This window comes from Bradyrhizobium cosmicum (genome assembly GCF_032290525.1).
Lineage (GTDB): Bacteria > Pseudomonadota > Alphaproteobacteria > Rhizobiales > Xanthobacteraceae > Bradyrhizobium > Bradyrhizobium cosmicum_A.
In genome coordinates, this window is the sequence record NZ_JASXTA010000276.1 from 1 (window position 1) to 266 (window position 266).

Consider the following 266-nt stretch of genomic DNA (forward strand, 5'->3'; position numbering starts at 1 on the left):
GCTCCGACAAGGCCCAGACGTCTTCTGCGTGATTCTCGTCGAGAGCCCAGGGCATGATGCCATTGGGCAGGCGAGGATCGGGGTTCACCTCAGAGAAGCCGCAATCCTCCAGAAAGCGGCCGCCTTGCCCGTCCAGATCAGGATGGACGAGCGCCCAAACGATGGTTGCGGCGCCGGCCGCCAGCGGCTTTCGCGGAAGATTGACGACCTCGGGCTGGCGAAGGCGCAGCGGCGCGAAATCCTCCTGGGTCAAATGATGATGCAGG

General features: G+C 63.9%; 1 pseudogene. It reads right to left on the reverse strand.

Annotated features, from left to right (window positions below):
- A pseudogene (locus QSV46_RS39945) lies at window positions 1-266 on the reverse strand (hypothetical protein); the annotation flags it as partial.